Below are 25,956 nucleotides of genomic sequence, written 5' to 3'. Positions count from 1 at the left end.
CCCCGTCTGATCACGCAAGGCCGCGCAGGCCCTTCCACATCAACCAGACCGAGATGAACAGAAGCGCCCAGGTCACGATGCGGAAGAACAGCCTTTCGGGAATGATCCGCACCAGACGGACCCCACCGAACACCGCAAGGACGGCGGGAACGGCCAGGAAGGCCGCGACCTTCAGATTGCCGGGCGACAGCTGGCCGAGGTGCCAGTAGGGGATCAGCTTGATCGCGTTGACATAGGCAAAGGCGATGGTGCCCGTTCCGGCGAACACCGCCTTTTCCAGTTGCAGAGGCAGGACATAGACCTGATAGGGCGGCGCGCCCGAATGGCTGACAAAGCTGGTGAATCCGGTGACGGCCCCCCAGAACACCCCCGGTGCGACCTCTGCGCGACGCGGGGCCGCGGCGGCCTGACGCCGGATCAGCAGGTTCAGCGCAAAGACCGTGCCGATGGCGCCGATGATCGCGGTGACCAGCGGCTCGGGAACGATCCGCGCGGTGGCCCAGCCGATGCCTACCCCGACGGTCATGCCGACCGCCATGATCGCCACCACCCGTTTGTCGAACGAGTGGCGATAGGCATAGAGGCCGAAGATATCCGACAGCACATAGATCGGCAGCAGAAGCCCCGCCGCGGTCACGGGCGAGATGGCCAGCGACAGCACCGGCACGCCCATCATGCCCACGACAGGCAGGCCGCCCTTTCCGGCCCCCACCAGCATTGCCGCCAGCACTGCCAGCAGCCAGAACAGCGGCCCTTCCATGACTACTTCCCCCCGGCGGGCGAATCCCCCATGATCGCGCCGCGCCTGATTCTTTCGTCGGCGGCCTGGTCTTGCCCGGTCCCCGTGGCCGCATTAGCGCAAACATCGGCCCCGGAACAGCCCGAGCGCCACGCCGCAGCGCAGCGCGCTTGCGTGACGAGGGCGGAATGGATTATGGCATACCGCAGTATACAAACCCGACCGGAGACCGGATACCATGGCACGACCCAAGATCGCACTCATCGGCGCGGGGCAGATCGGCGGCACGCTCGCCCATCTCGCCGCGATCAAGGAACTCGGTGACGTTGTCCTTTTCGACATCGCCGAAGGCACCCCCCAGGGCAAGGCGCTGGACATCGCCGAATCCGGCCCTTCGGAAGGGTTTGACGGTTCGTTCAAGGGCACGAACGATTACGCCGACATCGCGGGCGCCGATGTCTGCATCGTCACGGCCGGCGTGCCGCGCAAACCGGGCATGAGCCGCGACGACCTGCTGGGCATCAACCTGAAGGTGATGAAATCGGTGGGCGAGGGCATCAAGGCCCATGCGCCGAACGCTTTCGTGATCTGCATCACCAACCCGCTGGATGCGATGGTCTGGGCGCTGCAGCAGTTCTCGGGCCTGCCCGCGAACAAGGTGGTCGGCATGGCCGGCGTGCTGGATTCGGCGCGCTTCCGTCATTTCCTGTCGGTGGAATTCGGCGTGTCGATGCGCGACGTCACCGCTTTCGTTCTGGGTGGACACGGCGACACGATGGTTCCGCTGGTCCGTTATTCGACCGTTGCGGGCATCCCGCTGCCCGATCTGGTCGCCATGGGCTGGACCACGCAGGAAAAGATGGATGCCATCGTCCAGCGTACCCGTGACGGCGGCGCGGAAATCGTGGGCCTGCTGAAGACCGGTTCGGCCTTCTACGCCCCCGCCACCAGCGCCATCGAGATGGCCGAGGCCTATCTGAAGGACCAGAAGCGCCTGCTGCCCTGCGCGGCCTTCTGCAATGGCGAATTCGGCCTGAACGGCATGTATGTGGGCGTGCCCACCATCATCGGCGCCGGCGGGATCGAGAAGATCGTCGACATCAAGCTGAACGCCGACGAGCAGGTGATGTTCCAGAAGTCGGTCGACGCGGTGAAGGGTCTTGTCGAGGCCTGCAAGGGCATCGACCCCTCGCTCGCCTGACCGATCGGGCCATGTAGCGCCGGGCGGACTGCGGTTTCATCTATGCCGCAACCGGCGCGAGTTATCTCGCGACAGCCAGGCGCGCGGCAAGGACGCTGCGTCTGGCCATGCCGCGCGCAAGCATCGACCTATAAACGAACATTCCGGTCGAAGATGACGTCTTCGGCCGGATTTTCCTTTTGGCGGACGATTTCCACCGGCGGAAGATCGAAGCGCTGCGCCGGTCACGCTTTGACCGCACGGTGGTTCTCGATTCCGATACCGCGGTTCTTTGCGATGTGTCGGAACTCTTCGACCTGCCGGATCGCGCCGATTTCGCCGCCGCGCAGGGGGGGCGCGGGTGGCGCAGTTGTAAATCGGTCCGGCCATCCTGCGCGCCTTTCCGATGCTGAACACCGGCGTTCCGGCGATGCGCCGCAACCGCCGGACGGGCCGGTTCCTGACCGATTGGGAAGCCCGGTTGTGCAACGAGGGGGCGAAGGTCGATCAGGGGCATTTCCGCGCGTGTCTTCACGAACACCGGTTGCCCTTCATCGTGATTCCACATGAATACAACATGATCTGGCCAGAGGCGCTGGATATCTGGCGCTGATCATTTCGGCGCGCCGAGCATCCCTCATGTCCGCGACCTCCATCGCCGCCCGCCGGGCGATGCGACCACGCCCTTTGCCCTGCCGGAACTTCTGCCTGACAGCCGCGCCGCACGGCTGGTCGAACTGATTTCCCGAGATCGGGACTGGCCAGCGCGCCCGACCTGTGACAAGGACAGGTGCCATGCCGACATCGTGCCAGAAGGCCTTGTGCGGCGCATCGGCCGGCTGCTTCGCGTGGTGACCCAATGACGGAAGACAGGACCCTGCAGGTTGAAGACCCCGCACCCGCGCGGGGGTTCGTTCTGGCCGCAACGGGCGAGGGCTATCGCAAGCTGGCGCGCCGGGCCGCGCGCACGGTGCGCAGCGTGATGCCCGATATCGCGATCGACCTGTTCACCGACAGCCCGCTTGACGATCCGGTGTTCGACCGTGTGCACCTCCTTGAGGCTGGCGGCCCGCGCCCCAAGATGGAGGCGCTGCGCCGGTCGCGGTTCGAACGGACGGTCTATCTGGATTGCGACGTGGTCATGGTGGCCCCCGTGCCGGAATTGTTCGAGGTGCTGAAAGAGACCGAGTTCGCCGGCGCGCACGAACTGTACGGCAGTTCACCCGTGCATCTGCAAAAGGTCCGCCGCGAGATCCCGCACGCCTTCCGGCAGGTGAACAGCGGGGTTCTGGGGGTGCGCAAGACCCCCCGGACCGAAGCCTTCCTGCAACGCTGGCAGGATGACTTTGTCGCGCTGAAACTGATGTTCGACCAGCCTCTTTTGCGCGAGCTGCTGTATGAGAACCGCGATGGGATGCGGGTCGTCATCCTGCCGATGGAATACAACCAGATGCACCCCGCCACCCTGCGGGTCAGCTCGAACCGCATGATGGCGCCCCGGTTCCTGCATCTGACCCGCCTGCACGAGGATGACAGCCATCAGGAACCGGTGGACCAGCCGTTCGATGTCGCGGCCCTGTTGACCCCGCCGATGCGCGACAAGCTCAATTCCCTGATCCGCACGGACCGCACGCTGGGGGCGGCCCGGGATTTCCGCACCTATGTGGGTGACACTTTCCGCAAGGCACCCTTCGTCTACCGGCTGGCGCGCAAGGTGCGGCGGTTCTTCACCTGATCCCGGTCCGGCCCGACCGGCATTGACAAGCCGCCACCCCGGCGGCCACATCGGCGCGACCGGAGGATGCCATGACCCGTTTTTCTGACGAACTCGAATCCCGCCTGACGCGATATTGCGCCATCGACAGCCAGAGCGACGAAAGCACTGGGCAAAGGCCCTCGACCCCGCAGCAATGGGACATGCTGCGCCTGCTTGAGGCGGAACTGACGGAAATCGGCGCGGCGGATGTGCGGCTGACGGAATACGGCTGCGTGCTGGCAACGATCCCCGGCACGGCCGACGGACCCGTGATCGGCTTTCTGGCCCATGTCGACACCGCGCCCCAGTTCAACGCGACCGGTGTGAAGCCGCGGGTGATCAAGGGCTACAACGGTGGCGAGATCACCTTTCCCGATGTGCCCGGACTGGTGCTGTCGCCCGAAGAATTCCCCTATCTGGCCGAAAAGGTCGGGCATGACCTTGTGACCGCATCGGGCACGACCCTGCTGGGGGCCGATGACAAGGCAGGCGTCGCCATCATCATGACAGCCGCGCGGCATCTGCTGAGCCATCCGGATGCGCCACGTCCGACGATCCGCCTGGCCTTTACCCCTGACGAAGAGATCGGAGGCGGCTTCGACGAACGGCTGGTGCACGACATGGCGGCCGACTTCGCCTATACCTTCGACGGCGGAGCCCTGGGCGAGATCGAGTATGAAACCTTTTCGGCCGATGGCGCGGTCGTCACCGTCAAGGGCGTGTCGATCCATCCCGGCTTTGCCAAGGGCAAGATGGTGAACGCGCTGCATCTGGCGGCGAAGATCGTCGATGCGATCCCGCAGGGCACGATGGTGCCCGAGGTGACAGACGGGCGCGACGGGTTCATCCATGTCTATGAACTGAGTGGGTCCTCGTCCGAGGCTGTTATCCGGTTCATCCTGCGGGATTTCGAACTTGATGGCCTCGCGTCCAAGGGCGCGTTGCTGCAAGAGATCTGCGCGACGCTTCAGGCCGCCGAACCGCGCGCCGCGATCACCTGCACGATCCGCCCGCAGTATCGCAACATGCGCTATTGGCTGGAAAAGGACATGACGCCCGTCGATCTGGCGCGCGCCGCCTGCCGTGCGGTGGGGGTCGAACCCGTTTCCGTGCCGATCCGGGGCGGCACCGACGGATCCCGGCTGACCGAGATGGGCCTGCCCTGCCCGAACCTGTTCACGGGGATGCAGAACATCCACGGCCCGCTGGAATGGATCTCGGTCCAGGACATGGAAAAGGCAACCGACCTCATGCTGAACCTTGTCGCCGGGGCGGCGCAGGGGTGAGCGGCTGGCCCTATCTGGCGGCGGGGTTCTATGATCGCGCGCTGACCGAAGGGCGGCACCGCGACATCGTCGGCGGACGTTGGGACGAAACCGGGCGCGCGCAGATGGCGATCCTGCGGGCCGAGGGGATGCAGCCCCATCACCGGCTGCTGGATATCGGCTGCGGTGCCCTTAGGCTGGGCTGCAAGGCGGTTCCGTTCCTTGAACCCGGTCACTACTGGGGCACCGACGCCTCGGGCGCGTTGATGCGGCGCGGCTGGGAAACGGAACTGGCGGACAGGGACAAGCTGCCTTTGTCCCATCTGGTCGAGGATGCGGATTTCAGCCTGACGGGCATACCCGAAGACATCGACTATGCCATCGCCTTCGGCGTCTTCACCCACCTGCCCGGCGATCCGCTGCGGCAGGTCATGGCCAGCCTCGCCACGCGGCAGCCTCGTCTGACGGCCTTCCTGTTCACCGTCTTCCTGGCCCCGGATGCAGAAGCAGGCGGACCGTTCCGGCAGGCGGACGGGGTCGTGACCCATCCTGACCGTGCCCCGCGCCACATGCGCGAGGCCGAGGTGTGCGCCGCCGTTGCCAGCGCGGGCTGGACCGTCGCGCGGCGCGAGGTAATGCTGCCGCGCGGCCAGATCCTGTTCGTGGCCCGGCCTCCGGCTGGCGCGGAAAGCCCCTGACGATTCGTCGTTTGCGATAACGGATTCAGCTTTGTGATCACACTTTTTCTTGCTGTGATCACAATTGTCGCTTTTCTGTCCCAAAACCCGCATTTTCCGGAAATCGCGTTTTGTGGCTGCCTTTTTCTGTGGCATGACGCCCCCAAATCACCACCAGACGGGACAGTTCCATGAACATCCACGAATATCAGGCCAAGGCGATCCTTCGCGCCTATGGCGCCCCGGTGTCGGACGGCCGCGTCGTCCTGAAAGCGGAAGAGGCAAAGACCGCGGCGGGCGAACTCGATGGCCCGCTCTGGGTGGTCAAGGCGCAGATCCATGCCGGCGGCCGCGGCAAGGGCCACTTCAAGGAAGCCGAGGCGGGCGAGAAGGGCGGCGTGCGCCTGGCCCGTTCGGTCGAAGAGGCCGAGGCCCATGCCAAGCAGATGCTGGGCCGCACGCTTGTCACGGTGCAGACCGGCCCCGCGGGCAAGCAAGTGAACCGGATCTACATCGAGGATGGTTCCGACATCGCCCGCGAGCTTTATCTCGCGCTGCTGATCGACCGGAAGACTAGCCGCATCTCGTTCGTGGCCTCCACCGAAGGCGGCATGTCGATCGAGGACGTGGCGCATGACACGCCTGAAAAGATCCTGACCTTCACAATCGACCCGGCCACCGGCCTTTCCGATTTCCACGGTCGCCGCGTGGCCTTTGCCCTCGGGCTGGAAGGCAACCAGGTCAAGCAGTGCGTGGCGCTGGTCAAGACACTCTACAAGGCCTTCGTCGAGAAGGACATGGAGATGCTGGAGATCAACCCGCTGATCGTGACGCCCGACGGCAACCTGAAATGCCTTGATGCCAAGATGGGCTTTGACGGCAACGCGATCTATCGCCACGCCGACATCGCCGCCCTGCGCGACGAGACGGAAGAAGACCCCAAGGAACTGGCCGCGTCCAAGTTCGACCTGAACTACATCGCCCTGGATGGCGAGATCGGCTGCATGGTGAACGGCGCGGGCCTGGCGATGGCCACGATGGACATCATCAAGCTTTACGGGGCCGAACCCGCCAACTTCCTGGACGTGGGCGGCGGCGCCACCAAGGAAAAGGTGACCGAGGCGTTCAAGATCATCACCTCGGACCCGAACGTGAAGGGCATCCTCGTCAACATCTTCGGCGGCATCATGCGCTGCGACGTGATCGCCGAGGGCGTGATCGCTGCGGTGAAAGAGGTGGGCCTGACGGTGCCGCTGGTCGTGCGTCTGGAAGGCACGAACGTGGAACTGGGCAAGGAAATCATCAACAAATCCGGTCTGAACGTCATCGCGGGCGACAACCTCGCCGACGCCGCGCAGAAGATCGTCAAAGCGGTGAAGGGATAATCCAATGGCCGTTCTCGTCAACGAAAACACCAAGGTGATCTGTCAGGGCTTCACCGGCTCGCAGGGCACATTCCACTCGGAACAGGCCATCGCCTATGGCACCAGGATGGTCGGCGGCGTGACGCCGGGCAAGGGTGGCACGACCCACCTGAACCTGCCCGTGTTCAACTCGGTACACGAGGCGCGCCATGTGACCGGCGCCAATGCGACGGCGATCTATGTGCCGCCGCCCTTCGCGGCCGACTCGATCCTCGAGGCGATCGACGCCGAGATGGAGCTGATCGTCTGCATCACCGAAGGTATTCCGGTGCTGGACATGATGAAGGTCAAGCGCGCGCTGGAAGGGTCGAAATCACGGCTGATCGGGCCGAACTGCCCCGGCGTGATCACCCCGGACGCCTGCAAGATCGGCATCATGCCGGGCCACATCCACCGCCGCGGTTCCGTGGGCGTGGTGTCGCGTTCGGGCACGCTGACCTATGAGGCGGTCAAGCAGACCTCGGACCTCGGCCTTGGCCAATCCTCGGCCGTGGGCATCGGCGGCGACCCGATCAAGGGCACCGAACATATCGACGTGCTTGAGATGTTCCTGGCCGACCCGGAAACCACCTCGATCATCATGATCGGTGAAATCGGCGGTTCGGCGGAAGAAGAGGCCGCCGAATTCCTGGCGTCCGAACGCAAGAAGGGCCGCTGGAAGCCCACCGCCGGGTTCATCGCCGGCCGCACAGCCCCCCCCGGCCGCCGCATGGGCCATGCCGGCGCCATCGTCTCGGGCGGCAAGGGCGACGCGGAATCGAAGATCGAAGCGATGAAATCCGCCGGCATCGTCGTCGCCGAAAGCCCCGCCCATCTGGGCGAGGCGGTGATGAAGGCGCTCGGAAAATAAGACGACACCGGCCCGTGCCCCCTGTCTGCGGGGCGCGGGCTTTCAACAGGTCAGGTGCAGCCATGAACGACCATTCCCCCAACGCCACGTATCACGCGCAATCCTTCATGGATGGCGCGAATGCCGAGTACATCGACCAGCTTCAGGCGCGTTTCGCCAATGATCCGAATTCGGTCGAGGCCGGTTGGGCCGAATTCTTCCGTGCCCTTGGCGAAACCGAGGTGGAAGCAAAGCGTGCCGCCGCGGGCCCGTCCTGGGCGCGCGCCGACTGGCCGCCGGTGCCGGCCGATGACCTGACCGCTGCGCTGACCGGCGAATGGCCGCTTGCCCCGAAAGAGGCAAAGGGCGCCGGCCAGAAGATCGCCGCCAAGGCCGCCGAGGCGGGGATCAGCCTTTCGGATGACCAGATCCGGCGCGCCGTGCTGGATTCGATCCGCGCGCTGATGATCATCCGCGCCTATCGCATCCGGGGCCATCTGATCGCCGATCTGGACCCGCTGAACATGCGCGACCAGACCCCGCATCCGGAACTCGAGCCGAAATCCTACGGCTTCACCGAGGCCGACATGGACCGCCCCATCTTCATCGACAAGGTGCTGGGTCTGGAAACCGCCTCGATGCGGCAGATCATGGACATCGTGAAGCGCACCTATTGCGGCACCTTCGCGCTGCAATACATGCACATCTCCGATCCCGAACAGGCCGCCTGGCTGAAGGAACGGATCGAAGGCTACGGCAAGGAAATTGCCTTTACCCGCGAGGGCCGCAAGGCCATCCTAAACAAGCTGGTCGAGGCCGAGGGCTTTGAAAAGTTCCTGCATGTCAAGTACATGGGGACCAAGCGTTTCGGTCTGGACGGCGGCGAAAGCCTGATCCCGGCGATGGAACAGATCATCAAGCGCGGCGGTGCGCTTGGCGTGAAGGAAATCGTCATCGGCATGCCGCACCGCGGCCGCCTGTCGGTTCTGGCCAATGTGATGGGCAAGCCCTATCGCGCGATCTTCAACGAATTCCAGGGCGGCAGCTTCAAGCCCGAGGATGTGGATGGCTCGGGCGATGTGAAGTATCACCTGGGCGCCTCGTCCGACCGGACGTTCGACGGCAACACCGTGCACCTGTCGCTGACGGCGAACCCCAGCCACCTCGAGGCGGTGAACCCCGTCGTCCTTGGCAAGGTGCGAGCCAAGCAGGACCAGCTGGGCGATGCCGAACGCCGTTCGGTCATGCCGATCCTGCTGCATGGCGACGCGGCCTTTGCCGGGCAGGGCGTGGTGGCCGAATGCTTCCAGCTTTCGGGGATCAAGGGCCACCGCACCGGCGGGACGATGCATATCGTGGTGAACAACCAGATCGGGTTTACCACTGCACCGCATTTCAGCCGCAGCTCGCCCTATCCGACCGACATCGCCCTGATGGTCGAGGCCCCGATCTTCCATGTGAACGGGGATGACCCCGAGGCCGTGGTCCATGCCGCCAAGGTCGCGACCGAGTTCCGCCAGAAGTTCGGCAAGGACGTGGTCATCGACATCTTCTGCTATCGCCGCTTCGGTCACAACGAAGGCGACGAGCCGATGTTCACCAACCCGGCGATGTACAACCGCATCAAGCGCCACAAGACCACGCTTCAGCTTTACACCGAACGTCTGGTCAAGGACGGCCTGATCCCGGAAGGCGAGATCGAGGACATGAAGGCCGCCTTCCAGGCGCGCCTGAACGAGGAATTCGAGGCCGGCAAGGATTACAAGCCGAACAAGGCCGACTGGCTGGACGGCCGCTGGAAGAACCTTTCGAAAGAGGGCCAGCAGTACAACGCCGGCAACACCTCGATCAAACCCGAAACCCTGGCCGAACTGGGCGGCGCCCTGACCCGCGTCCCCGAAGGTTTCGACATCCACAAGACCGTCGCACGGCAGCTTGAGGCCAAGAAGAAGATGTTCGACGACGGCCGCGGCTTTGACTGGGCCACGGCCGAGGCGCTGGCCTTCGGTTCGCTTCTGACCGAAGGCTTCCCGGTGCGTCTGGCCGGCCAGGACTGCACCCGCGGCACCTTCAGCCAGCGCCATTCCGGCCTGATCGACCAGGCGACCGAGGAACGCTATTACCCGCTGAACCACGTCCGCGCCGGTCAGGCGCGGTACGAGGTGATCGATTCGATGCTGTCGGAATACGCGGTCTTGGGCTTCGAATATGGCTATTCTCTGGCCGAACCGAACGCGCTGACGCTGTGGGAAGCCCAGTTCGGCGATTTCGCTAACGGCGCGCAGATCATGTTCGACCAGTTCATCAACTCGGGCGAATCCAAATGGCTGCGGATGTCGGGGCTTGTGGTCCTGTTGCCGCATGGCTTCGAGGGGCAGGGTCCGGAACATTCCTCGGCCCGCCCTGAGCGGTTCCTGCAGATGTCGGCGCATGACAACTGGATCGTTGCCAACTGTTCGACCCCGGCGAACTACTTCCACATCCTGCGGCGCCAGATCCACCGCGATTTCCGCAAGCCGCTGATCCTGATGACGCCGAAGTCGCTTTTGCGTCATCCGATGTGCATCAGCACCGCCGAGGATTTCACCACCGGCTCGACCTTCCACCGCATCCTGTGGGACGACGCCGAAAAGGGCAATTCGAACCTGACGCTGAAGCCCGATTCCAAGATCCGCCGCGTGGTGATGTGCAGCGGCAAGGTCTATTACGACCTTCTGGCCGAACGCGACGCACGCGGGGCCGACGATGTCTATATCCTGCGGGTGGAACAGCTTTACCCGTTCCCGGCGCAATCGCTGCGCGCGGAACTGGGTCGCTTCCCGCAGGCCGAGATCATTTGGTGCCAGGAAGAGCCCAAGAACCAGGGCTACTGGTCCTTCATCGAGCCGAACATCGAATGGGTGCTTGAACAGGTGGGCGGCGCGTCAAGCCGGGCCCGCTATGTCGGCCGCAGCGCCTCGGCCTCGCCCGCGACGGGCCTCGCCTCGAAACACAAGATGGAACAGGAAGCGCTCGTGAACGAAGCGCTGTCTTTCGAAGGGAAATGAGATCATGACCGTTGAAGTCCGTGTCCCCGCGCTCGGCGAAAGCGTCACCGAGGCCACTGTCGCCACCTGGTTCAAGAAACCGGGCGATGCCGTCGCCGTGGACGAGATCCTGTGCGAACTGGAAACCGACAAGGTGTCGCTGGATGTTCCCTCGCCCGCCGCGGGCGTCCTGGGCGAAATCCTCGCCAAGGAAGGCGATACCGTGACCGCCGCGGGCCTTCTGGCGACGCTGGTCGAAGGCGGGGCCGCAGCCGCGCCCGCGCCCGCCGCCGCCGCGCCCAAGGCCGAGCCCGCCCCGGCGCCTGCCGCCGCCCCTGCCGCGAAGGATGTCGAAGACGCCCCCGCCGCGAAAAAGGCGATGGCCGAAGCGGGGCTTTCGCCCGACAAGGTCCAGGGCACCGGCCGCGACGGCCGCGTGATGAAGGAAGACGTGGCCCGCGCGGTGGCGGCTGCCGCCGCCGCACCGGTGGCCGCCCCGGCTGCACCCGCCATCCCGCGCGCGCCGGTTCCTGCCGATGACGCCGCGCGCGAAGAACGCGTCAAGATGACCAAGCTGCGCCAGACCATCGCGCGCCGTCTGAAGGACAGCCAGAACACCGCCGCCATGCTGACCACCTACAACGAGGTGGACATGTCCGGCATCATGGACCTGCGCAATGCCTTCAAGGACCAGTTCGAGAAGAAGCACGGCGTCAAGATGGGCTTCATGTCCTTCTTCGTGAAGGCCTGCTGCCACGCGCTGAAGGAAGTGCCCGAGGTCAACGCCGAAATCGACGGCACCGACATCGTCTACAAGAACTATGTCCACATGGGCGTGGCCGTGGGCACGCCGTCCGGCCTTGTGGTTCCGGTGGTGCGCGATGCCGACCAGATGGGCTTTGCCGCGATCGAGAAGAAGATCGCCGAACTGGGCGCTCGCGCCCGCGACGGCAAGCTTTCCATGGCCGAAATGCAGGGCGGGTCCTTCACCATCTCGAACGGCGGCGTCTATGGCTCGCTCATGTCCTCGCCGATCCTGAACCCGCCGCAGTCGGGCATCCTCGGCATGCACAAGATCCAGGATCGCCCCGTGGTCGTGAACGGCCAGATCGTGATCCGCCCGATGATGTATCTCGCGCTCAGCTACGATCACCGCATCGTCGACGGCAAGGGCGCCGTGACCTTCCTCGTGCGCGTCAAGGAAGCGCTGGAAGACCCGCGCCGGTTGCTGATGGACCTGTGACGGGTGGATTGAAAACGCCCACTGCGGGCCGGCAGGTTGGGGTTCCACCCCACCGGCCTGACAAACACTCCGAAGGGCGGGTTTCGGCCCGCCCTTGAATTCAACGCAAGGGAAGCGACATGCCCCCCGAACTCACCGCCCTTGCCCTCGCAGGTCTTTTGCAGGCCGCCCAATACGTCCTTTTCGCGATCCCCGCGAACAAGGAACTTGGCACCCGCTACACCGGCGGCAGCCGGGATTTCCCCCCCGAAAAGGGCCTGTCGAAACGCACCGCCCGCCTGCAACGCGCGATGAACAACCACTTCGAGGGGCTGATCCTCTTCACACTCGCCGTCACCGTCGTTACCCTCGGCCAGCAGTCCAGCACCGTCACCCAGACCGCCGCCTGGGTCTACCTGGCCGCCCGTGTCCTCTATATCCCCGCCTATGCCCTCGGCTGGAACCCCTGGCGGTCCGCCATCTGGGCCATAGGCTTCTTCGCAACCCTCACGATGATCGTGGCAGCCCTGGTCTGACCCGTTCAACCTGATCCAAATACCCCGGGGGTCCGGGGGCAGCGCCCCCGGCCTGCACCCCGGCCCGACACCTGACAGGAGACCGAAATGGCAGAATTCGATGTGATCGTGATCGGCGGCGGCCCCGGCGGCTATGTCTGCGCGATCCGCTGTGCCCAGCTGGGCCTGAAGACCGCCTGCGTGGAAGGCCGCGATGCCCTGGGCGGCACCTGCCTGAACGTGGGCTGCATCCCCTCGAAGGCGCTTCTGAACGCCACGCACCACCTGCACGAGGTGCACGAAAACTTCGAAAAGATGGGCCTGATGGGCGCCAAGCCCAAGGTCGACTGGGCGAAGATGCAGGCCTACAAGGATGACGTGATTTCCGGCAACACCAAGGGCATCGAGTTCCTGTTCAAGAAGAACAAGGTGACCTGGCTCAAGGGTTGGGGCTCGATCCCCGCGGCCGGTCAGGTGAAGGTCGGCGACGAGGTCCATGCTGCCCGCGCCATCGTCATCGCGACCGGCTCGGAACCCGCCAGCCTGCCGGGCGTGCCGGTGGATGAAAAGGTCATCGTCACCTCGACCGGCGCGCTGGCGCTTTCCGCGGTGCCGAAGTCGATGGTGGTGATCGGCGCGGGCGTGATCGGGCTGGAAATGGGGTCGGTCTATGCCCGTCTCGGCGCCGAGGTCACGGTGGTCGAATACCTTGACGCGATCACGCCCGGAATGGATGCCGAAGTGGCGAAATCCTTCCAGCGCATCCTTGCCAAGCAGGGGCTGAAGTTCGTGCTGGGGGCCGCCGTGCAGGGCGCGGAAGCGGGCAAGAAGGGCGCGAAAGTCACCTACAAGCTGAAGAAGGACGACAGCACCCACACGATCGAGGCCGATGTCGTCCTGGTCGCCACCGGCCGCAAGCCCTATACCGACGGCCTCGGGCTGGAGGCGCTCGGCGTCGAGATGGAACCGCGCGGCCAGATCAGGACCGACGGCCATTTCGCCACCAACGTGAAAGGCGTCTATGCCATCGGCGACGCGGTCATGGGTCCGATGCTGGCGCACAAGGCCGAGGACGAGGGCATGGCCGTGGCCGAGGTGATCGCGGGCAAGCATGGCCATGTGAACTATGACGTCATCCCCGGCGTGATCTACACCACGCCCGAGGTTGCCTCTGTCGGCAAGACCGAAGAGCAACTGAAGGCCGAGGGGCGCGCCTACAAGGTGGGCAAGTTCAGCTTCATGGGCAATGGTCGCGCAAAGGCCGTGTTCCAGGGCGAGGGCTTCGTCAAGCTGCTGGCCGACAAGGAAACCGACCGTATCCTCGGGTGCCACATCATCGGCCCCGCGGCGGGCGACCTGATCCACGAGGTCTGCGTGGCGATGGAATTCGGCGCCAGCGCGCAGGATCTGGCCCTGACCTGTCACGCCCACCCGACCTATTCAGAAGCCGTGCGCGAGGCCGCACTGGCCTGCGGCGACGGCGCGATCCACGCCTGACAAAACAGAACGCCCGGGCCATGCGGCCCGGGCGTGATCCTTTCGCCTCGGCCCCGCGGCTTGCGCCGCGCGGCCTCAGGTTGCCTCCGGCGGGGGTATTGGGTTCAGGTTGAAAGGACATCCCGTTTCAACCTGATGGAAATACCCTCAGGGGGTGAATGGCCGAAGGCCAGAGGGGGCGGAACGCCCCCTTTGCCTATTCCGCAGCCATCGGGGCCTTTTCGACAAGCCCGACGATGTCCATCATGATCCGGTTCAGTTCGAAATCCTTGGGCGTGTAGACGGCGGCCACGCCCATGGCGCGCAGTTTGGCGGCATCCTCTTCGGGGATGATGCCACCCACCACCACGGGCACATCGGACAGGCCCGCCGCGCGCATCCGTTCCATCGTTTCGGCGATGAGCGGCAGATGCGAGCCGGAAAGGATCGACAGGCCCACGACATGCGCCTCTTGTTCGGCGGCGGCGGCGACGATCTCCGACGGCGTCAGGCGGATGCCTTCATAATGGATGTCCATGCCGCAGTCCCGGGCGCGGGCGGCGATCTGTTCGGCGCCGTTGGAATGGCCGTCGAGGCCCGGCTTGCCCACCACGAATTTCAGCGGGCGGCCGAGGCGGGAGGACACGGCGGCAACCGCCTCGCGGATCGGGTCGAGCCCCTCGGTCCGGTTCGAGGGGTTTTTGGACACGCCGGTGGGGGCGCGGTATTCGCCGAAGGCGCGGCGCACGACCGCCCCCCATTCGCCGGTCGTCGCGCCTGCCTTGGCCGCCGCGATCGAGGCGGGCATGACGTTCTGACCCGTGGCGCAGGCCTGGGCCAGCGCATCCAGCGCGGCCTTCACCGCTGCCTCGTCGCGCCCGGCGCGCCAGGTTTGCAGGCGTTCCACCTGATCGCGTTCGGCGGCCTCATCCACCACCATGATCGCGCCGTCGCCGGCCGTCAGGGGCGAGGGCGCGGCCTCGGTCCAGCGGTTCACGCCGACAACGGTGGTTTCCTTGGCCTCGATCCGGGCGATGCGTTCGGCATTGGCCTCGACCAGGCGGCCCTTCATGTAGTCGATGGCCGCCACGGCGCCGCCCATGGCGTCGATCCGGGCCAGTTCCTCGCGCGCGCCGGCGGCCAGGTCGGCGACCTTGCGTTCGACCGCCGGATTGCCGTCAAAGAGGTCGTCGTATTCCAGCAGGTCGGTTTCATAGGCCAGGATCTGCTGCATGCGCAACGACCATTGCTGATCCCAAGGGCGGGGAAGGCCAAGCGCCTCGTTCCAGGCAGGCAGTTGTACCGCGCGCGCGCGGGCCTTTTTCGAAAGCGTCACGGCCAGCATCTCGATCAGGATGCGGTAGACGTTGTTCTCGGGCTGCTGTTCGGTGAGGCCAAGGCTGTTGACCTGCACGCCATAGCGGAAACGGCGGTACTTCGCATCGGCGATCCCATAGCGATCGCGGCAGATTTCGTCCCAGAGGTCGACGAAGGCGCGCATCTTGCACAGCTCGGTCACAAAGCGGATGCCCGCGTTCACGAAGAAGGAAATCCGCCCCACCATGTTGGGGAATTCGGCGGGATCGACCTTGCCCTTCAGGTCGTCCAGCACCGCGATGGCCGTGGCCAGCGCGAAGGCCAGTTCCTGTTCCGGCGTCGCGCCGGCCTCTTGCAGGTGGTAGGAACAGACATTCATCGGGTTCCATTTAGGCAGGTGTGCCTGCGTGTAGGCGGCGACGTCGGTGATCATCCGCAACGAGGGTTTCGGCGGGCAGATGTAGGTGCCGCGCGACAGGTATTCCTTGATGATGTCGTTCTGCACCGTCCCTTGAAGCTGGCGGATGTCGGCGCCCTGTTCCTCGGCCACCGCGATATAGAGCGCGAGCAGCCAGGGGGCGGTCGCGTTGATCGTCATCGAGGTGTTCATCTGTTCCAGCGGGATCTGGTCGAACAAAGCGCGCATGTCGCCCAGGTGGCAGACCGGCACGCCCACCTTGCCGACTTCGCCGCGCGACAGTTCGTGATCGCTGTCATACCCCGTCTGGGTGGGCAGGTCGAAGGCCACCGACAGGCCGGTCTGCCCCTTGGCGAGGTTCGTGCGGTAAAGCGCGTTCGACGCCTTGGCGGTGGAATGGCCGGCATAGGTGCGGAACAGCCAGGGTGCGTCCTTCTGGGCGGTCATCGGGGGCCTCGTGAATCGGTTCGGCAATTTTGTTACGTTGCGGGGCCAGATAGGCGACATTTTCTTGCCTTTGTCAATTCGCTGCGTTGCGGCATGGGCGGATTTACCGCTGCCCTCCGACTGTCTAAGCTGGCCCGATGTTCGAAACCGTGGCGCTGCCCGTCTGGTTCCTTCTCCTGGTCGGTGTTCTGGCCGGGATTGCGGCGTTGGAGAGGATCATCGGGCCGGGCCTGCGCTGGCTGGTGCGCCGCCGCGTGGAACGGTTGGTCGAGCGGGTCAACGCGCGTCTGGACCGTCCGATCGAGCCGTTCAGGCTGATGCGGCGTCAGGACATGGTGGTTCGGCTGTCCTACGATCCGCTGGTGCTGGAGGCGGTGGCCGAACATGCCGCAGAGACCGGGGTGCCCGGCAGCGTGGCCTTCGAGGAGGCGCGGCGCTATGCGCGCGAAATCGTGCCCGGCTTTTCGGCGCTGGTCTATTTCGGGTTCGGCACGCGGGCGGCGCGGCGACTGTCGCGCATGCTGTATCGCGTGCGGATCGGAAAGGTCGATGCGGCGCTGGACCGGATCGACCGGCAGGCGACGGTGGTCTTCGTCATCAACCATCGCAGCAACATGGATTATGTGCTGGTCACCTGGCTTGTGGCTGGGCGGTCGGCGCTGTCCTATGCGGTGGGGGAATGGGCGCGGGTCTGGCCGCTGTCGTGGCTGATCCGGTCGATGGGCGCCTATTTCATCCGCCGCAAGTCGCGCAACGCGCTCTATCGCCGGGTTCTGGCGCGCTATGTCCAGATGGTGACGGCGGAAGGCGCGACGCAGGCGGTGTTTCCGGAAGGCGGGTTGAGCCTGGATGGCCGGGTGGGCGAGGCGAAGATGGGGCTTCTGTCCTACATCATCGGCGGCTTCGATCCGGGGGGGCGCGACGTTGTCTTTGTGCCGACCGCGATCGCCTATGACCGTGTGCTTGAGGATGTCACGCTCGTCGAGGCCGCGCGCGCGGGAGAGCGGCGGTTCCGCGCCCGACCGCTGGAGATCGCCGCATCGGTGGTGCAGGTCCTGTGGCGGATGTTCCGTGGCAGGTTCGACGGGTTCGGTACGGCGGCCGTGGCCTTCGGCGCCCCGGTTTCGTTGCGGGACCATCTGGCCCATGGGGGCACGGCCGAGTCGCTGGCGACCCGGCTGATGCAAGAAATCACGCTGTCGGTTCCTGTCCTGGCCCTGCCCCTGACGGCGGCGGTTCTGGCCGAGGGGCCGGTTGCGCGATCCGGGCTGATTGACCGGGCCGAAGGGCTGGCCGACCGCCTGCAAGACCTTGGGGCGGTGATGAAGCTGCCACCGAAGGGTGTTGCCGCCGGGGTCGAAGACGCGCTGGACCGGCTGGTGGCGCGGGGTCTGGTCGCGGAACGGGAAGGATCGCTGCACGTGATCCAGGCCGATCTGGTCGCCTTCTATGCCGCAGGCGTGCGCCAGCGGCTTCAGGCCGGGCCCGACAGACTGGCGGAGCCGGTCGAGGAAATAGATATTCAATAACTTGAATTTGTTTTCCGGGACTGATATATCAGGCGGCATATCGGGCCGGGGTGGCCTGAAGGGAAAGGGAATAAGGCCATGACCTTGGATCGTGCGATGTTTCGTTTTGCGGGTGTGATGGTGCTGCTCAGCGTGGCGCTGACCGTGTGGGTATCGCCCTATTTCGTCTGGTTCACCGTGTTCATCGGTCTGAACCTGCTGCAATCCTCGTTCACCGGTTTCTGCCCGGCGGCGTCGATCATGAAGAAGTTCGGCATCGAGGCAGGTTGCGCCTTCAAGTAAGGCAAGCCGTACATGCAATCCGGAGCGGGGGCCAACGGCCCCCGTTCGCGTTTCTGCCATCGGCGTACAGGCCGCGGCCGACAGGCGGAGCGACCTTGCGAAGGATGCGGCGCCAAAGCCGGTGCCCTTTGCCTCGCGACGTGCTATGCTGCGTTGCAGCAAGGAAAGGGAATCGCCATGGGCAAGGTGATCGTCGTCGCGCAGCAGAAGGGTGGCAGTGGCAAGACGACGCTGGCGGTCAATCTGGCGATCGCGCTGGTGCAGCAGGGCCTGAGGGTGGCCATGGTCGACAGCGACCCGCAGGGCAGCCTCGGGCGCTGGTTCATGGCGCGCATGGAACGGGACGGGGCCGCGGATGTTGAATTCGCCACGGCCTCGGCCTGGGGCGTGGCCTACGAATGCCGCAAGCTGCGCGCAAGCCATGATGTGGTGATCGTGGACACCCCGCCCAAGGCCGACAGCGACCTGCGACCCGCGCTTCGCGAGGCCGATCTGGTGCTGGTGCCAGTCATGGCCAGCCAGATGGACCTATGGGCGACGGATGGCGTCCTGGATCTTGTGGCGCGCGAAAGCGGACGGGCGTTGATCATCCTCAACCGGATGGCCACGGGCACGCGGCTTGCCGACCAGATCGCCGCCGCCGCCGAACAGGTCGCGCGGGTGGCCGAGGCGCGGCTGGCAAATCGCGTGGCCTATGCCGAAACGCTGGGGCAGGGGCGCGCGGCGGTGGAACAGCGCGGCCCGGCCGAACGCGAGGTGCGCGCGCTTGCCCAGGAGGTGCTGGCCGATCTGGCGCGCGACGGCGAACAGGGGGCGGCTGCCTGACGACCCGCGAGGCGCGGCGGCTGTCGGATCCAACCCCCGGGCGGATCCTTCCGGACGATCGACGACCGCCGACAACCATCGAGAGCGGCAAGTTTCCGCCGGTTTCCGGAGGGTGGCAATTTTCAGGCTTCTAACCGGGTCGGTTCCCCGGCTAGGTCATCGCCGTGAAATGTGCAGAATCCCTGAAGCCTGTTGACGCGGTATCGATGAACAAGAACAGCCTTGCCCGTTCCTGGGCCATTCGCCTTCCCATCCTTGCCCTTGCACTGGCCGGCTTGACCGCCTGCACCGACACAGTGGGCATGAGTGCCGGCACCATGGGCGGCTCCAAGGTCAGCGTGTCGTCGATGCAGGCCCCGCCCCGGACATTGACGCTGGCCTTGGCCGAACGCCGCGATTTCGCGGTTTCGACGGCCAAGGCGATGCGCGCCCGGGGGCAACGTGTCTGGTGCGTTCCCTTCGCGCGGAATGCCTCGGGGATCGACATCCGCGGCGATGCGCGGGAATGGTGGGGCAAGGCCAACGGCATCTATGATCGCGGGAATGAACCGCAGGTCGGCGCAGTCATGGCTTTCAGCGCCACCCGCAAGAACCCCCGCGGCCATGTCGCCGTCGTCTCGCAGGTCCTGTCGGATCGCGAGATCCTGATCGACCACGCCAACTGGACCCGCAACAAGGTCTCGCTGGGGATGAAGGTCATCGACATTTCGGACAAGGGCGACTGGAGCCGGGTGCGCGTGGAAAGCACGCCGGGCACCCTGGGCCGTCCCTATCCGGTTACCGGGTTCATCTACCCCGTCGAGGGCTGAGCCCGGGGCAGAAAGGCCGCGCGGACGCCCCCGCGTCGAAGCGCGGGCTGCATATCGTGGCATCGTCCACCGAGCCCCTTGGCTACGCCTCGTTCCCATACGTCTTTTCCTGCCCGCCGTGCAGTGATGCAAATCAATGCGCGGCCGCGTGATACATGCTAAAAAGCGAATACAGGAAACGCGCTGGAGGTGTGGGAGGAAGAACATGCCGAAAGCTCTATCGACGTTCATGGCGGTGCTGGTTGGTGGTTTCCTCACGAGTGCGGTTCAGGTTCAAGCCGATGATCTGGGCCAGACGCTTTACAACGATTACTGTGCCGTGTGCCACGGGGCGACGGGTCTGGGCGATGGCGACATGGCCAACCTGATGACCATTCCAGCCCCGAACCTTGTCCAGCTGTCGAAGGCGAACGAAGGCGCCTTCCCGATGCTGAAGGTGATTCACATCATCGACGGCAGGACGGGGGTGCGCGCCCACGGCGGGGCCATGCCACTGTTCGGGCAGGTGTTTTCGACCAACGGCGACGAGGGCATGATCGACTATGGTTCCGTGCTGGAGGCGCGGGGACGCGTGCTATCGCTTGCCATCTATCTGGAATCCATCCAGGAAAAGTGAAACCTGCGCTGCGGCGGTCGCCCGCCGCAGCCGCACGCGGTGAAGATCGGCCTCAGCGGGTGAACTTCTTGTACTTTACCCGCTTCGGTTCAATGGAATCCGGGCCGAGGCGGCGGACCTTGTCTGCCTCGTAGGCTTCGAAGTTGCCCTCGAACCATTCCACATGCGCGTCGCCCTCGAAGGCGAGGATATGGGTGCAGAGCCGGTCGAGGAAGAAGCGGTCGTGGCTGATGATCACCGCACAGCCGGCGAAATCCTCAAGGGCTGCTTCCAGCGCCTGAAGGGTTTCGACGTCAAGGTCGTTCGTCGGTTCGTCCAAGAGCAGGACGTTCCCGCCCGATCGCAAAAGTTTCGCAAGGTGAACGCGGTTGCGTTCGCCGCCTGACAGAAGGCCCACCTTCTTCTGCTGGTCGCCACCCTTGAAGTTGAACGCCCCGCAATAGGCGCGGGAATTCATCGTGGCGTCGCCCAGTTCCAGCACTTCCAGCCCGTCCGAGATTTCCTCCCAAACGGTCTTGTTCGGGTTGAGTGAGTCGCGCGACTGGTCGACATAGGCCAGTTTCACTGTTTCGCCGAAGGTGATCGTGCCCGCGTCTGGCGCCTCCTGCCCGGTCAGCATGCGGAACAGCGTGGACTTGCCCGCCCCGTTCGGCCCGATCACGCCCACGATGCCGCCGGGCGGCAGGGCGAAGGAGAGGTTTTCGATCAGAAGCTTGTCGCCGAAGGCCTTGGTCAGGCCCTCGATCTCGATCACCTTGCCACCCAGGCGCGGGCCGTTCGGGATGATGATCGTGGCCGAGGTGATCTTTTCGCGTTCGGACTTTGACGCCAGTTCCTCATAGGCGTTGATCCGCGCCTTCTGCTTGGCCTGACGGGCCTTGGCGCCCGCGCGGATCCATTCCAGTTCGCGTTCCAGCGTCTTCTGGCGCGCCTTGTCCTCGCGGGCTTCCTGTTCCAGCCGTTTGGCCTTTTGCTGAAGCCAGGCGGAATAGTTGCCCTCGTAGGGGATGCCGCGGCCGCGGTCGAGTTCGAGGATCCAGCCGGTGATGTCGTCCAGGAAATACCGGTCGTGGGTCACGATCAGGATCGTGCCCGCGTATTCGATCAGGTGCTTTTGCAGCCAGGCGATGGTTTCCGCGTCAAGGTGGTTGGTCGGTTCGTCCAGCAGCAGCATGTCGGGCGCTTCCAAGAGCAGCTTGCACAGCGCCACCCGGCGACGTTCGCCGCCCGACAGGGTTTCCACGTCGGCGTCATCGGGCGGGCAGCGCAGTGCCTCCATCGCGACATCGACCTGGCTGTCCAGATCCCAGAGGTTTTCGGCGTCGATCTCGTCCTGAAGGCGGGCCATTTCCTCGGCCGTCTCGTCGGAATAGTTCATCGCCAGTTCGTTGTAGCGGTCGAGCTTGGCTTGCTTGGCCTTCACGCCTTCCATGACGTTGCCACGCACGTTCAGCGCCGGGTCAAGTTGGGGTTCCTGCGGCAGGTAGCCCACGGTCGCGCCCTTGGCGGCCCATGCCTCGCCCGTAAAATCCTTGTCGATACCGGCCATGATCCGCAGAAGAGTGGATTTCCCCGCGCCGTTCACGCCCACGACACCGATCTTGACCCCCGGAAGGAAGTTCAGGCGGATGTTCTCGAAGCACTTCTTGCCGCCGGGATAGGTCTTGGACACGCCATCCATGTGATAGACAAATTGATACGAGGCCATTGGGGTGCTCCATTTCCGCTGTTGCGGCACATGTAGCGATATTGCAGACAGAGGGCAACGGAGGGGGACGTTGCCGTGCAGGGCTGGCCGATAGCGACGAAGGGCATGGTGATCGGCCTTCTGGGCGGGTCGTTCGACCCTGCGCATGAGGGGCATGCGCATATCACCCGCGAGGCGCTGCGCCGCTTCGGGCTGGATCGCGTCTGGTGGCTGGTCAGCCCCGGCAACCCGCTGAAGGTGAACGGCCCGGCGCCGATGGCCGAACGGATGGCACGGGCGCGTGCGGTGATGGATCATCCGCGCGTCGTTGTCAGCGACATCGAGGCACGGCTTGGCACGCGCTATACGGCCGAAACGTTGCGGCGGCTCATGGCGCGCTATCCGGGCGTGCGGTTTGTCTGGTTGATGGGCGCTGACAATCTGGCGCAGTTCCACCGCTGGCAGAACTGGGACTGGATCATGCAGAACGTGCCGATCGGCGTGCTGGCCCGGCCGGGTTCGGGCACCCGCGCACGTCTGGGGCGGGCGGCGCGCGAATATGCCGCCGAAAGGGTCCGCGAGCGGCAGGGCGAAAGGCTGGGCCATCTGGCGCCGCCCGCCTGGTGCTTTGCCGATGTGCCGTTGCGCAAACATTCCTCGAGCGCGATCCGGGCGCGGGGGGAATGGGGCGGAAGAGCCAAAGACCAGGGATGACGCGCCCGCCGGGTGACCGGGTTTTCGGGCCAGGGGCGGCGGAAAGGGGCGCTTTGCCCTCTCTTGGCCTTGCGGCCCAATCACCCCCGAGGGTATTTTGATCAGGTTGACGAGGATGAGGGCGTGATGGACCGGCGCGGATTTCTGGCAGGGCTTCTGGCAAGCGGGGCGGTTCATCCGGTATGGGCTGAGGGGGCGGTCGGGCTGGCCCCGGCAAGCTCTCCCTTTCCGCGCAGGCGCGGTGACGGCGGCGCGGTCAGCGTCCGTCCGGCCAGCGCCGAAGCCCTGATCCGCGCGGCCGAACTTGGCGGCGTTACCGGCTTTGCCGTGGCCGATGCGGCAACCGGAGTCGTGCTTGAGGCGGGATCGGCGGATGTGGCCCTGCCGCCGGCGTCGGTCGCCAAGGCTGTGACGGCGATGTATGTGCTGGACCGGCTCGGCACGGGACACCGCTATGCGACACGGCTTGTCGCGACGGGCCCGGTCGAGGGCGGACGGATCAATGGCGATCTTATCCTTGTGGGATCGGGCGATCCGGTGCTGAACACGGATCACCTTGCCGCGATGGCGGCGACGCTGGCCGAGCGGGGGGTGAAGGGCATCAGCGGTCGCTATCTCGTGCATGCCAGCGCCCTGCCGAACCTGCCCCTGATCGACGCAGACCAGCCCGAGTTCGTGGGCTACAACCCCGCGCTGTCCGGGCTGAACCTGAACTTCAACCGCGTGCATTTCGAATGGCGGCGCGGCCAGCAGGGTTATGCCGTGTCGATGGACGCGCGCAGCGAAACGCTGGTCCCGCCGGTGCGGATGGCGACGATGCGGATCGTGCCCCGCGAGGCCCCGCTTTTCACCTATGAGGCGGGCGCGCGCGAGGATCGCTGGACGGTGGCCAGCGGCGCGCTTGGCAAGGGGGGGGCGCGCTGGATGCCCGTCCGGCATCCGCAGGTCTATGCCGCCGAGGTGTTCCAGACATTGGCGAAAAGCCACGGGATAGACCTTCCCGCCGCCTCTGACGTGGATGAATTGCCCGCAGGGTCGACGCTGGTCGAGCATCTGAGCGAACCGATGGCGCCGATCCTGCGCGACATGCTGAAATTCTCGACCAACCTCACCGCCGAGGTCGTGGGGCTGACAGCCTCGGGGAAGGCGACCTTGCCTGCCTCGGCCGAACTCATGACAGCATGGGCAAGCGAACGGCACGGGCTTGCGGCGCGGTTCGTGGACCATTCCGGCCTTGGGGGCGCCTCGCGGATCACGGCGGGCGACATGGTCAGGGCGCTGGTCGCGAGCCATGCAACGCCTCTGCCTGGGTTGTTGCGCGATGTCGGGATGCGCGACGAGAAGGGCAAGGCGATCAAGGAACATCCGGTGCGGGTTCTGGCCAAGACCGGGACCCTGAACTTCGTGTCGGGTCTTGGCGGGTACATCATGCCGCCGTCAGGGCGGATCCTGGCCTTCGGGATCTTTTCCGCCGACGTGCCGCGACGCGAGGCGTTGCAGCTTGCGGAACGGGAAAGCCCCCCGGGTGGGGAAGGCTGGACCCGGCGCGCCCGCATCCTGCAGGGGCGGCTTGTCGATCGCTGGGCACGGCTTTACGCCTGATCCCGGTCTGGCGGTCCGAACGCCATCCATGCGGAGTCTGGTGCGATGGCGCCCCGTTTTGTCGTGAAACGGCGCTTTCTCCCCCTTGATCGAAGGGGTGGCGCGCGTCAAAAGCGGTACGGTGGTTCCTGTAGGTGGTGAATGGAGGCTGTGGTGCGCGGGTGGCTTGGTACGGGTGTCCTGGTTCTGGGCGTGGGCGTTCTGGGGTGGTGGGCGCGCGGACATGACGCCGCCCGGATCGAGGCCGGGATCGCTGAAGCCGCCGCCACCGTGATGGGGTCTTCTGTCCATGGGGCGGTCGCGATGGTTTCGGGGCGCGATATCCGCGCCATCGGCACCGCGGACGGCCCGGAAGAACGCGATGCCCTGCTCGCCGCGCTGGATACACTCGACGGTCGGCGCGCCGTTCACGACGAGCTTGTCGTCCTTGATCGGGTATCGCCCTTCACGATGTCGTTGGAAAAGTTGGCGGACGGCACCCTGCGGGCGGCAGGCCACGTGCCGACCGAGGCGGCGCGGGCGGATGTGCGAAGGCTGGCCGGGGATACGGCCGATACTCTGACGCTGGCCGCGGGCGCACCCGCAGGATGGTCGGACCTTGCGCGCAGCGGGATCATGGCGCTTGGGCCGACGAATTCGGGTACGCTGGAAATGGTCGATGGCGCGCTGATCCTGCGGGGCGAGGTGAACACCCCTATCCAGCAGGACGAGGTACTGGCCACGCTGGCCGGGTTGCCCGACGGCATGGCAACGGTCGAACTGACGCTGCTGGATGACGGCTCCCCCGCCGAATATACGCTGGATTACGACGCCGGCGCTGGTGCCAGGCTTACGGGCAAGCTGCCAGTCGCCGTGACGGCCGAGGCGGTCGCCGCCGCGCTTGGCCTGGGATCGGTTGCGGGCGAGGTGCGTACCGCGATCATGGGAGAGCCGGGCGACCTTGCGCTGCCCGAGGCCTTGCGGGCATGGCTGCCGCGCGTCGAAACTCTGCGCGTGACCAGGGGCATTGCCGGGGCGACCATCGAGGCGGGCGTGGCCACTGGGGTGAACCCCGAAGCGATCCGGGCGGAGATGCAGGCGGAACTGGGCAAATGGGCGACCGTCTCGGTCACCACCGCGCCCGCGACAGTCGCAGAAGGGGCCGAACGGATACACCAGCTGACCGGGCGCCGGGAACGACTTTCGGGCGGCTACTGGCTTGCCATTCCCGATTTCGCCGTGGGGCGCGAGACCTGTCAGACCGCGTCGGACACGGTCCTGAGGACGCGTAGCGTGAATTTCGTTTCGGGGTCCGACGTGCTGGATGCAGGCGCGATCGGGGTGCTGAACGAAATTGCCAGCGTCGTGCGCGAATGTGTGGTTGCCGGCGGGCTCAAGGCCGAAATCGGCGGGCATACCGACAACACGGGCGATTCTGCCTCGAACCGCAGGCTCAGCCAGCTTCGGGCGGCGGCGGTGCGCGGCGCGCTGATCGACCGCGGCATCCCGCGTGAGGCGATGGTGTCGCGCGGCTATGGCGCGGAACAACCTGTGGCCGACAACGCGACAGAGGACGGGCGGGCGAAGAACCGCCGAACGACAGTGACATGGTCGGAATGACC

The 25,956-nt window shown here is 65.5% G+C and carries 22 protein-coding genes; 19 read left to right on the top strand and 3 right to left on the bottom strand.

The annotated features are described in order from the left end of the window. Window positions 1-10: 10 nt before the first annotated feature. Window positions 11-760 carry a sulfite exporter TauE/SafE family protein gene (locus tag E7811_RS05005; protein ID WP_136393456.1) on the bottom strand — a complete coding sequence of 250 codons (750 nt, stop codon included), beginning with the start codon at window positions 758-760 and terminating at the stop codon, window positions 11-13. Window positions 761-977: 217 nt separating this feature from the next. On the opposite strand from E7811_RS05005, the gene mdh reads away from it, so the two are divergent. From mdh to lpdA, 11 genes are all read left to right on the top strand, one after another. After that, on the top strand, window positions 978-1,940 hold the full coding sequence (mdh, locus tag E7811_RS05000) for a malate dehydrogenase (RefSeq protein ID WP_136393455.1): 963 nt from the start codon (window positions 978-980) through the stop codon (window positions 1,938-1,940). A 385-nt stretch (window positions 1,941-2,325) separates the two neighbouring features. Then, on the top strand, window positions 2,326-2,532 hold the full coding sequence (locus E7811_RS04995; RefSeq protein WP_136393454.1) for a hypothetical protein: 207 nt from the start codon (window positions 2,326-2,328) through the stop codon (window positions 2,530-2,532). A gap of 246 nt (window positions 2,533-2,778) precedes the next feature. Next, on the top strand, window positions 2,779-3,654 hold the full coding sequence (locus E7811_RS04990; protein ID WP_136393453.1) for a glycosyltransferase family protein: 876 nt from the start codon (window positions 2,779-2,781) through the stop codon (window positions 3,652-3,654). Between the two features lie 71 nt (window positions 3,655-3,725). Then, window positions 3,726-4,961 carry a peptidase T gene (gene pepT / locus E7811_RS04985; RefSeq protein WP_136393452.1) on the top strand — a complete coding sequence of 412 codons (1,236 nt, stop codon included), beginning with the start codon at window positions 3,726-3,728 and terminating at the stop codon, window positions 4,959-4,961. Then, window positions 4,958-5,638, top strand: a complete 681-nt coding sequence (locus tag E7811_RS04980) for a class I SAM-dependent methyltransferase (protein WP_136393451.1) — start codon at window positions 4,958-4,960, stop codon at window positions 5,636-5,638. The genes pepT and E7811_RS04980 overlap by 4 nt, the downstream gene beginning before the upstream one ends. 170 nt (window positions 5,639-5,808) lie before the next feature. After that, window positions 5,809-7,002 carry an ADP-forming succinate--CoA ligase subunit beta gene (gene sucC / locus E7811_RS04975; RefSeq protein WP_136393450.1) on the top strand — a complete coding sequence of 398 codons (1,194 nt, stop codon included), beginning with the start codon at window positions 5,809-5,811 and terminating at the stop codon, window positions 7,000-7,002. Window positions 7,003-7,006: 4 nt separating this feature from the next. Then, window positions 7,007-7,891, top strand: coding sequence for a succinate--CoA ligase subunit alpha (gene sucD, locus E7811_RS04970; protein WP_136393449.1), 885 nt, complete (start codon window positions 7,007-7,009; stop codon window positions 7,889-7,891). Window positions 7,892-7,953: 62 nt separating this feature from the next. Then, window positions 7,954-10,917 (top strand): 2-oxoglutarate dehydrogenase E1 component, encoded by a 2,964-nt coding sequence (locus tag E7811_RS04965; RefSeq protein WP_136393448.1) that lies wholly within the window; start codon window positions 7,954-7,956, stop codon window positions 10,915-10,917. Window positions 10,918-10,921: 4 nt separating this feature from the next. Further along, a complete protein-coding gene (gene odhB / locus E7811_RS04960) occupies window positions 10,922-12,139 on the top strand; it encodes a 2-oxoglutarate dehydrogenase complex dihydrolipoyllysine-residue succinyltransferase (RefSeq protein ID WP_246020217.1) in 1,218 nt (405 codons plus the stop codon). Between the two features lie 119 nt (window positions 12,140-12,258). Beyond that, window positions 12,259-12,654, top strand: a complete 396-nt coding sequence (locus E7811_RS04955) for an MAPEG family protein (RefSeq protein ID WP_136393447.1) — start codon at window positions 12,259-12,261, stop codon at window positions 12,652-12,654. Between the two features lie 87 nt (window positions 12,655-12,741). Next, window positions 12,742-14,130, top strand: a complete 1,389-nt coding sequence (gene lpdA, locus E7811_RS04950) for a dihydrolipoyl dehydrogenase (protein ID WP_136393446.1) — start codon at window positions 12,742-12,744, stop codon at window positions 14,128-14,130. A gap of 196 nt (window positions 14,131-14,326) precedes the next feature. Here lpdA and E7811_RS04945 read toward each other — a convergent pair whose 3' ends face one another. After that, window positions 14,327-16,351 carry a protein meaA gene (locus tag E7811_RS04945; protein WP_281277024.1) on the bottom strand — a complete coding sequence of 675 codons (2,025 nt, stop codon included), beginning with the start codon at window positions 16,349-16,351 and terminating at the stop codon, window positions 14,327-14,329. 77 nt (window positions 16,352-16,428) lie between these two features. Between E7811_RS04945 and E7811_RS04940 the strand changes: the two genes are divergently transcribed. From E7811_RS04940 to E7811_RS04920, 5 genes are all read left to right on the top strand, one after another. After that, on the top strand, window positions 16,429-17,820 hold the full coding sequence (locus tag E7811_RS04940) for a 1-acyl-sn-glycerol-3-phosphate acyltransferase (protein WP_136393444.1): 1,392 nt from the start codon (window positions 16,429-16,431) through the stop codon (window positions 17,818-17,820). Window positions 17,821-17,898: 78 nt separating this feature from the next. After that, window positions 17,899-18,102, top strand: a complete 204-nt coding sequence (locus E7811_RS04935; protein ID WP_136393443.1) for a YgaP family membrane protein — start codon at window positions 17,899-17,901, stop codon at window positions 18,100-18,102. A 177-nt stretch (window positions 18,103-18,279) separates the two neighbouring features. Further along, entirely contained in the window at window positions 18,280-18,927 is a 648-nt protein-coding gene (gene parA / locus E7811_RS04930; protein WP_136393442.1) for a ParA family partition ATPase, read from the top strand. A 206-nt stretch (window positions 18,928-19,133) separates the two neighbouring features. Beyond that, window positions 19,134-19,736, top strand: coding sequence for a CHAP domain-containing protein (locus tag E7811_RS04925; RefSeq protein WP_394345595.1), 603 nt, complete (start codon window positions 19,134-19,136; stop codon window positions 19,734-19,736). A gap of 205 nt (window positions 19,737-19,941) precedes the next feature. Then, window positions 19,942-20,352, top strand: coding sequence for a c-type cytochrome (locus E7811_RS04920; protein ID WP_168732930.1), 411 nt, complete (start codon window positions 19,942-19,944; stop codon window positions 20,350-20,352). Window positions 20,353-20,404: 52 nt separating this feature from the next. Here the strand turns inward: E7811_RS04920 and ettA are convergent, their stop codons facing one another. Beyond that, complete coding sequence (ettA, locus tag E7811_RS04915; RefSeq protein ID WP_136393440.1) at window positions 20,405-22,060, bottom strand: energy-dependent translational throttle protein EttA; 1,656 nt, start codon at window positions 22,058-22,060, stop codon at window positions 20,405-20,407. A 105-nt stretch (window positions 22,061-22,165) separates the two neighbouring features. Between ettA and E7811_RS04910 the strand changes: the two genes are divergently transcribed. From E7811_RS04910 to E7811_RS04900, 3 genes are all read left to right on the top strand, one after another. Next, window positions 22,166-22,753: a nicotinate-nucleotide adenylyltransferase gene (locus E7811_RS04910; protein WP_136394233.1), complete on the top strand. Its 588-nt coding sequence runs from the start codon at window positions 22,166-22,168 to the stop codon at window positions 22,751-22,753. 126 nt (window positions 22,754-22,879) lie between these two features. After that, window positions 22,880-24,355: a D-alanyl-D-alanine carboxypeptidase/D-alanyl-D-alanine endopeptidase gene (gene dacB, locus E7811_RS04905; RefSeq protein ID WP_136393439.1), complete on the top strand. Its 1,476-nt coding sequence runs from the start codon at window positions 22,880-22,882 to the stop codon at window positions 24,353-24,355. A 153-nt stretch (window positions 24,356-24,508) separates the two neighbouring features. Continuing rightward, complete coding sequence (locus tag E7811_RS04900) at window positions 24,509-25,954, top strand: OmpA family protein (protein WP_168732929.1); 1,446 nt, start codon at window positions 24,509-24,511, stop codon at window positions 25,952-25,954. Window positions 25,955-25,956: the final 2 nt, after the last annotated feature.

Source organism: Aliigemmobacter aestuarii (assembly GCF_004799285.1).
In the GTDB taxonomy this organism is placed as follows: Bacteria; Pseudomonadota; Alphaproteobacteria; order Rhodobacterales; family Rhodobacteraceae; genus Aliigemmobacter; species Aliigemmobacter aestuarii.
The sequence above is the reverse complement of the archived record's forward strand: the minus strand, read 5'-3'. Positions and strand labels throughout refer to the sequence as shown.

Coding starts and splice junctions, on each gene's coding strand:
- E7811_RS05005 (WP_136393456.1), bottom strand. CDS start 760: ATGGAAGGGCCGCTGTTCTGGCTGCTGGCAGTGCTGGCGGCAATGCTG.
- E7811_RS04935 (WP_136393443.1), top strand. CDS start 17,899: ATGACCTTGGATCGTGCGATGTTTCGTTTTGCGGGTGTGATGGTGCTG.
- E7811_RS04955 (WP_136393447.1), top strand. CDS start 12,259: ATGCCCCCCGAACTCACCGCCCTTGCCCTCGCAGGTCTTTTGCAGGCC.
- E7811_RS04920 (WP_168732930.1), top strand. CDS start 19,942: ATGCCGAAAGCTCTATCGACGTTCATGGCGGTGCTGGTTGGTGGTTTC.
- E7811_RS04940 (WP_136393444.1), top strand. CDS start 16,429: ATGTTCGAAACCGTGGCGCTGCCCGTCTGGTTCCTTCTCCTGGTCGGT.
- E7811_RS04925 (WP_394345595.1), top strand. CDS start 19,134: ATGAACAAGAACAGCCTTGCCCGTTCCTGGGCCATTCGCCTTCCCATC.
- E7811_RS04965 (WP_136393448.1), top strand. CDS start 7,954: ATGAACGACCATTCCCCCAACGCCACGTATCACGCGCAATCCTTCATG.
- parA (WP_136393442.1), top strand. CDS start 18,280: ATGGGCAAGGTGATCGTCGTCGCGCAGCAGAAGGGTGGCAGTGGCAAG.
- E7811_RS04910 (WP_136394233.1), top strand. CDS start 22,166: ATGGTGATCGGCCTTCTGGGCGGGTCGTTCGACCCTGCGCATGAGGGG.
- E7811_RS04995 (WP_136393454.1), top strand. CDS start 2,326: ATGCTGAACACCGGCGTTCCGGCGATGCGCCGCAACCGCCGGACGGGC.
- odhB (WP_246020217.1), top strand. CDS start 10,922: ATGACCGTTGAAGTCCGTGTCCCCGCGCTCGGCGAAAGCGTCACCGAG.
- dacB (WP_136393439.1), top strand. CDS start 22,880: ATGGACCGGCGCGGATTTCTGGCAGGGCTTCTGGCAAGCGGGGCGGTT.
- E7811_RS04945 (WP_281277024.1), bottom strand. CDS start 16,351: ATGTCGCCTATCTGGCCCCGCAACGTAACAAAATTGCCGAACCGATTC.
- sucD (WP_136393449.1), top strand. CDS start 7,007: ATGGCCGTTCTCGTCAACGAAAACACCAAGGTGATCTGTCAGGGCTTC.
- mdh (WP_136393455.1), top strand. CDS start 978: ATGGCACGACCCAAGATCGCACTCATCGGCGCGGGGCAGATCGGCGGC.
- sucC (WP_136393450.1), top strand. CDS start 5,809: ATGAACATCCACGAATATCAGGCCAAGGCGATCCTTCGCGCCTATGGC.
- lpdA (WP_136393446.1), top strand. CDS start 12,742: ATGGCAGAATTCGATGTGATCGTGATCGGCGGCGGCCCCGGCGGCTAT.
- ettA (WP_136393440.1), bottom strand. CDS start 22,060: ATGGCCTCGTATCAATTTGTCTATCACATGGATGGCGTGTCCAAGACC.
- pepT (WP_136393452.1), top strand. CDS start 3,726: ATGACCCGTTTTTCTGACGAACTCGAATCCCGCCTGACGCGATATTGC.
- E7811_RS04990 (WP_136393453.1), top strand. CDS start 2,779: ATGACGGAAGACAGGACCCTGCAGGTTGAAGACCCCGCACCCGCGCGG.